Source organism: Candidatus Protofrankia californiensis (genome assembly GCF_900634765.1).
In the GTDB taxonomy this organism is placed as follows: Bacteria; Actinomycetota; Actinomycetes; order Frankiales; family Frankiaceae; genus Protofrankia; species Protofrankia californiensis.
In genome coordinates, this window is sequence record NZ_CAAAFT010000282.1 from 892 (window position 1) to 6170 (window position 5279).

The following is a 5279-nucleotide window of genomic DNA, read 5'->3' on the forward strand; positions in this document are numbered from 1 at the left end:
ACCGGCGGCAGCCACGGCGAGGACCACGTCACCGGGCCGGGCCGCCAGGCGGATCATGGCGACGGGATCCGGACCGGTCACGGCCACCGCGGGCAGCGCCGGCTTGCCGACGACGGCCGGGTGGACGAACTCGACCGCGACATGGTGGGCGTGCGGCACCCACGACGGCGAAACGCACCACAGGGTGGCGCCATCGGCGAAACATCGAGCCAATGCGAGCGAGGCAACCGCGAGATCAGCGGCAAGATCAGCGGTCAGGCTCCCGTCGTCCATACCGTCGGCGATCACCGGGGTGCTCATCGTGCTCCCTCGGTTCTCCCGGAACAGCACGTCATGGTGTCACAGCCCGTAACGGTGTCGTCGATCAGCTCGTACTCGCGCATCACGTCCAAGGTGAGCAGTGCCGACTCCTTGTCGAGCCGGGTCAGGGCAAAACCGGCGTGCACCATGGTGTAGTCGTCGACTCCGAGATCGGGAAGGTAGGCCAGGCACACCTTCCGCGTCTCGCCGGGGAAGGCGACATGGGCCATCCTGGTCCCGCTCTCGTCCCAGACCTCGACGATCCTGCCCGGAATCCCCAGACACATGGTCACGTCTCCTCGTCGCTCATGCACAGCACCGCGATCGCCGCCTGCCCGAGCGCCAGCCCGCCGTCGTTGGGCGGCACCACACGGTGGATGAGCGTCTCGAATCCGGCGGCGCGCAGCCGATCCCGGCAGGCGCGCAACAGCAGCACGTTCTGGAACACCCCGCCGGTGAGACCGGCCAGCCGCACACCCCGCTCCCGGCCGACCTGCGTCACCACGTCGGCGACCGCGTCGGCCACCGCTTCGTGGAACGCCGCGGCCAGCACCGCAACCGGTGTGCCCCCGCGCAGCCCGGCCACTAGCGCGTGCAGCAGCGGGGCCGGATCAAGCACGCCGTCCGCACCAACCGGCAGCCGCAGCGGTGATGCCGGTTGCAGCGCTGGTGACGGTGGTGCGTCGGCGGTCGTGGCGGCGAGCGCCTCGAGCTCGATCGCGGCCTGGCCCTCGTAACCGACGCGGTGGCAGACGCCGAGCAGCGAGGACACGGCATCGAAAAGCCGTCCCATGCTGGTGCAGCCGACACAGCCGATGCCGCTGTCGAGCTGGGAACGCACCGCCCGCAGCTCGGCGGGCTCGCACGCGGCCACCGCGGGAAGGTCGGGTTCCCACGGGATGCCGGCCGCGTCCAGATGGGACAGCGCCATCCGGCACGGGTTGCGTACGGCCGCGTCCCCACCGGGCAGCCGCACCTCGCGCAGATGGCCGGCACGGGTGAAGCGGTGGCTGTCCGATCCGAGCAGCAGCACCTCACCACCCCAGACGGCACCGTCGGTGCCGTAACCGGTGCCGTCGAAGGCCACCCCGACAATCGGCTCGCCCAGCCTGCCGTGCTCGGCGAGCAGGGAGGCCACATGTGCGTGGTGGTGTTGGACAAGCAGCGGCGGCCGGTCACCGGCGTGGCGCTCGGCCCAGCCACGGGTCGAGTACCCCGGATGAGCGTCGGCGACCAGTCGTACCGGCCGCACGGCGTGCAGGGCGGTGAGCTGGTCGACCGATCGTTCGAAGGCGCGCAGCGTCTGGAGGCTGCCCATGTCGCCTACATGGGCCGAACAGAATGCGCGCTCACCGTCAGTGACGCAGAAGGTGTTCTTCAGCTCCCCGCCGACGGCCAGGATCGCCTCGGCCGGTCGACCTCGGTCGCCCGGAAGCGCCCCCCGACCGAGGCTGCCCACAGGCGCCATCTGGCCGAGGTCGACCGGGAACACCGCCCCGCCGAGGTCGACCGGAAGCGGTGCGTAGCCGCGGGACCGGCGGATCGGCAGTTCGCGGCCGTCGACGACACGGACCACCGAATCGTCGCAGGGCACCTGGATCGGCCGGTCGTGGGTGAGCATCGCGTCGGCCAGCGCCGGCAGCCGGCTCCGGGCGTCGGTGTCGTCGAAGCAGATCGGCTCGCCGGCCAGGTTGGCGCTGGTCAGCACCATGAATTCAGGAGGCATGAATTCAGGAGACGGGACGGCCATGCCGGGCACCTGGGCGAACAGCAGGTGGTGCAGCGGCGAGTAGGGCAGCAGCACACCGATCAGCGGGTTGCCCGGCGCCACGTCCGCGACGACGGGGGCGTCCGGCCGGCGCCGCAGCAGCACGATCGGACGGGCCGGGCCGCGCAGCACCGCGGCCTCGGCCGGGTCGATCTCGGCAAGCCGCCCGGCCACCGCAAGATCGCGGGCCATCACCGCGAACGCCTTGCCCGCCCGTGCCTTGCGCTCGCGCAGCAGGCGCACCGCCGCCGGACTGTCAGCCCGGCAGGCCAGGTGGTAGCCACCGATCCCCTTCACCGCGACGACCAGACCGTCGACCAGCGCCCGGTGGGCCGCGGCCAGGGCCGCGTCCGACCCGGTCGCGATGTGACGTCCACGCGCGAAAGGAACAGAGGGAACGAAAGGCGTGAAAGGCACGAAGGACAACTGCGGCCCGCAGTCCGGACAGCACACCGGCTGGGCGTGGAAACGGCGGTCGGCCCCGTCGTGGTACTCGGCCGTGCAGGCCGGGCACATCGGGAAGCCCGCCATGGTGGTGGCCGCCCGGTCATAGGGCAGCGACCGGATGATGGTGAACCGGGGACCGCAGGTGGTGCAGGTGATGAACGGATGGCGATAGCGGCGGTCGGCCGGGTCGAACAGCTCGCGTAGACAGTCGTCGCACACCGCCATGTCCGCGGGGACGAAGGTACGGGCGCCCTCGCCGCCACCGCGACTGGCCACGATGCGAAAGCCGGGCTCCCCGGTTGCCGGCACAACGACTTCCGCCCGCAGAGTCGTGATACAGGCCGGGAGCGGTGCGTCGCTGCGCAGCCGCTGCAGGAACTCCGTGACCACTGCCGGTGGGCCCTGGACCTCGATGAACACCGAACCGGGGTCGTTGCCGACAAAGCCGTCGACACCGAGCGCAACGGCAAGCCGGTAGACGAAGGGCCGGAATCCAACCCCCTGCACAACACCCTCGACCCGTAGCCGCAGCCGTTCCACAGCACCGGAGTGACCGGCGGTCATAGGACGGATGCCAGCCGCGGTCATGCGCGTGACCCCGGGTGAGGACCAGCCGCACCGGGCCGGCGGAACCCGGCCAGGAAGTCCCGTTCGATCAGGGCGATGACCTCCTCCATGGCACGGCGCACCGCCGCGGACAGCTCCCAGCCCGCGTCGACGCACTCGGCCTCGATGAGGAACACCGTGACGTCGCCGGGGTAGGCGTCCGCCTCCGGCGACCCAAGTGCCTGGCCTTCCAGCCAGTTGGCGAGTGCCAGCGCGTGATCCCAGCGGAAGGCATGGGTGTGCAGGCCCTCCAGCGGAGGGAGATCGGCCAGCTCGGGGCCGGGTACGCGGTAGATCGTGCCCGGCTGCACGCCGGTCCGAGCGGCGTCGATGATGACCACCCGGCGGGCCCCGCGCATCCGGAACGCCACGTCCATCCCGGCGGTGCCACCATCGACGATCTGCACCCCGTCGGGAACGCCCTGTTCCCACAGCTGCCGGATGAGGACCGGGCCGACGCCGTCGTCGCGGCGCAGGACGTTGCCGCAGCCCACCAGGAGAAGATCACACCGCGACGTTGCGGTGCCGCCGGCGGGTTCCTCGGGGAGCTGCGTCACCGGGCTCCTCCATCCGTTCCATCCGTTCCGTGTCGATCTTCTACCTGTCGCGCTCCAGGACCATTCCATTGATCACAAAGTTGCCGAGCTCACGCCCGCTCCGCTGCCGCAACCCACCGGCAGGCACGATCCGGATGGTCAACACTGATGCCGACCACCGATGTCGACCACTGACGCCGAACGCTGAAGCCCGTCCCGCCGTACAGACCCACGAAACCGGACGGGCTCACGAAACCGGACGGATCCGCAGACCGGACGAACCAGCCAAGTCGGACGGACCCGCAGAGGGGACTCACTGTGCACGAGCTGTCGATCTGCCGCGCCATCGCCGGCATCGTCGCCGAGCACGCCGGTGACCGTCCGGTACAGACCGTATACATACAGATCGGACAATTACGGCAGATCGTGCCGGACACCCTCGTCCACTGCTGGTCGCTGGTCAGCGAAGGCACCGCCCTGGACGGCTCGCAGCTACGGATCGAGAGTGTGCCGGCACAGATCCGCTGCACCGACTGCGGTCATATGCAGACGCTCACCGTGCCGGTCCTGCTGTGCGGGCAGTGCGGCGGTCGCAGCGTGTCGGTGGTGCGGGGCGAGGAGTTTCTGATCACTTCCCTGGAACTCGCGGAGGCGTGAGCCGCCACAGGCTGATTCCATCGACACCGCGAACCGGAGGAGGAGGATCAGTATGGGCCGATTCCACTGGCACGCCGACGGCACCCCGCACGACCACGAACACCACGCCCAGAACGACCACCGCGGGGTGGGCGATCATTCCGGGTACGAGACCGGGGCGCAGCGCGTCGAGGTACTGGCCGCGATCCTCGGCGAGAACGACCGGCTCGCCGCCGCGAACCGCAGCGACTTCGACGCCGCCGGGACGCATGTCGTCAACCTGATGTCCGCGCCGGGCGCCGGTAAGACGACCCTGCTCCGGGAAACCCTCCGCCGGCTGTGCTCCACGCTGCGGGTCGGGGTGATCGAGGGCGACATCGAGACCAGCATTGACGCCGACCGGCTCGCCGGGCTGGGCGCGGTGGTGTCGCTGGTCAATACCGGGCAGGGTTTCGGCGGCGAATGCCATCTCGACGCCGCCATGATCCGTTCGGCGATCGGACGCCTGCGCCTGGACCTCCTCGACCTCGTCGTCATCGAAAACGTCGGCAACCTGGTCTGCCCGGCCGAGTTCGACGTCGGCGAACACCGGCGGGCGATGATCTTCTCAATCACCGAAGGCGAGGAGAAGCCGCTGAAATACCCGATCATGTTCCGGTCCGCCGACCTCGTTCTGATCAACAAAGTGGACCTGCTACCCCACCTGGACTTCGACCTCGAGCTTTTCCGCCGCAACCTCACCGACGTCAACCCCGGCGTGACCACCCTGGAAATCAGCGCCCGCACCGGCGACGGCCTCACCGCATGGTGCGACTGGCTGTCCGTGTAACACAACCCGACCAGCCACGGGGATCGAGCTGCGGATGCGTACCCGCGGCCCTCAGCCATCCATCGTCCGTCAGGGACAGGTAAGTCGTATCGGTGACGTGCGGAGGTAGAGCATTGACCGACTCCGGCGCACACCCTCTCTGCCGGCTCGATAACAC

5 protein-coding genes and 1 pseudogene are annotated in these 5279 nt (G+C 69.7%); 2 read left to right on the top strand and 4 right to left on the bottom strand.

What is annotated here, in order from left to right; genetic code table 11:
* The 4 genes and pseudogenes from DD1DGNOD_RS28120 to DD1DGNOD_RS15310 all read right to left on the bottom strand — a co-directional run.
* Positions 1 to 300: pseudogene (locus DD1DGNOD_RS28120) on the bottom strand (hydrogenase assembly protein HupF); the annotation flags it as partial.
* On the bottom strand, positions 297 to 587 hold the full coding sequence (locus DD1DGNOD_RS15300) for a HypC/HybG/HupF family hydrogenase formation chaperone (RefSeq protein ID WP_131767136.1): 291 nt from the start codon (positions 585 to 587) through the stop codon (positions 297 to 299). The gene DD1DGNOD_RS15300 and the pseudogene DD1DGNOD_RS28120, both read right to left, overlap by 4 nt.
* Before the next feature lie 2 nt (positions 588 to 589).
* Positions 590 to 3103, bottom strand: a complete 2514-nt coding sequence (locus tag DD1DGNOD_RS15305; RefSeq protein ID WP_131767130.1) for a carbamoyltransferase HypF — start codon at positions 3101 to 3103, stop codon at positions 590 to 592.
* Complete coding sequence (locus DD1DGNOD_RS15310; RefSeq protein ID WP_241251555.1) at positions 3100 to 3678, bottom strand: hydrogenase maturation protease; 579 nt, start codon at positions 3676 to 3678, stop codon at positions 3100 to 3102. The genes DD1DGNOD_RS15305 and DD1DGNOD_RS15310 overlap by 4 nt, the downstream gene beginning before the upstream one ends.
* A gap of 297 nt (positions 3679 to 3975) precedes the next feature.
* On the opposite strand from DD1DGNOD_RS15310, the gene DD1DGNOD_RS15315 reads away from it, so the two are divergent.
* Together DD1DGNOD_RS15315 and hypB are read left to right on the top strand one after the other, a co-directional pair.
* The gene (locus tag DD1DGNOD_RS15315; protein ID WP_131767131.1) at positions 3976 to 4314 is read left to right on the top strand and encodes a hydrogenase maturation nickel metallochaperone HypA; all 339 of its coding nucleotides are present in this window, start codon (positions 3976 to 3978) and stop codon (positions 4312 to 4314) included.
* A gap of 52 nt (positions 4315 to 4366) precedes the next feature.
* Positions 4367 to 5122 carry a hydrogenase nickel incorporation protein HypB gene (hypB, locus tag DD1DGNOD_RS15320; RefSeq protein ID WP_131767132.1) on the top strand — a complete coding sequence of 252 codons (756 nt, stop codon included), beginning with the start codon at positions 4367 to 4369 and terminating at the stop codon, positions 5120 to 5122.
* Positions 5123 to 5279: the final 157 nt, after the last annotated feature.

Bases quoted from the DNA above. Each gene is read 5' to 3' on its own strand.
- DD1DGNOD_RS15300 (WP_131767136.1), bottom strand. From the start codon at position 587: ATGTGTCTGGGGATTCCGGGCAGGATCGTCGAGGTCTGGGACGAGAGC.
- DD1DGNOD_RS15305 (WP_131767130.1), bottom strand. From the start codon at position 3,103: ATGACCGCGGCTGGCATCCGTCCTATGACCGCCGGTCACTCCGGTGCT.
- hypB (WP_131767132.1), top strand. From the start codon at position 4,367: ATGGGCCGATTCCACTGGCACGCCGACGGCACCCCGCACGACCACGAA.